The sequence below is a fragment of the Arhodomonas sp. KWT genome (assembly GCF_010993615.1).
In genome coordinates this window covers 1-901 of the sequence record NZ_WNXE01000678.1, presented here as the reverse complement: position 1 = coordinate 901, position 901 = coordinate 1, and the positions used below count along the sequence as shown (strand labels likewise).

The following is a 901-nucleotide window of genomic DNA, read 5'->3' as shown; positions in this document are numbered from 1 at the left end:
GCGACGTCCTCGCGGTCGCCGAGCGCCGGCTCGCCGGTGGCGCTCATGGCCATGCGCCCGTCGCGGGCGCTGTGCTGGTAGTCCACGCCGGTCACCAGCTCCGTCGCCGCGGACAGGTCCAGGGTCGCCTCGATCCGCCCGCCCCGCGTCACCCGGCGGGGGTTCATCACCCGGTACACCGACGGCGCGGTGTCGCGCAGGGTGTAGTTGTCCATGACGTGGTCGATCTCGTTGCGGTAGAGCGTCGCCTCCACCCGGGCGATCAGCGGCGAGATGTTCTCACGGGTGGCCCGGAGGCTCACGCCGGTGCGATCGAAGGCGGCACCGTCCATACTCCGGTCGGCGTAGGCGGCCTCGCCATCGCCGCGCTCGTAGGTCAGCTCCATCCGGGTGTCCGCGTCCGGGGTCCAGCCGGCGATGGCGGTAGTGCTCCAGCGCTCGAACTCCGAGTGCACGCTCTCGCCGTCGCCGTCCTCGTAGTCCCCGGCCTCCGAACGGGTGGCGATGCCGCGCAGGTAGCCGGTGCGGTTGCCGGCGGTGACGTCCACGAGCCCGTCGTTGCGGTCGAAACTCCCGCCCAGCGCACTGAGCGTGGCCCGGCTCCCGGGGGCCTCGAAGCGTTCGGTATCCCGCTCGAAGCGCACGGTGCCCGCCACGCTGGCACCGTAGCGCACGCTCTGTGGCCCCTTGAGCACGGTGATGCGGTCGAAGGCCTCCGGCACCACGTAGGCCGTGGGCGGGTCCATACGGTGGGGACAGCCGCCGGGGATGGCGCTGTCGTTCACGCCGATGTTCAGCCGCGAGCCGCCCAGGCCGCGCAGGGCCGGGTCGCCGTTGGTCCCGCCCTTGCGCGAGAGGCTGAATCCGGGAATCGGCTTGAGATAGGCGCCGCCATCGGGGG

General features: G+C 72.4%; 1 protein-coding gene. It reads right to left on the bottom strand.

Annotated features, from left to right (window positions below; genetic code table 11):
- Positions 1–901 (bottom strand): TonB-dependent receptor plug domain-containing protein (locus G7A99_RS21680; RefSeq protein ID WP_163144008.1); only part of this gene is annotated, 901 nt, incomplete at both ends.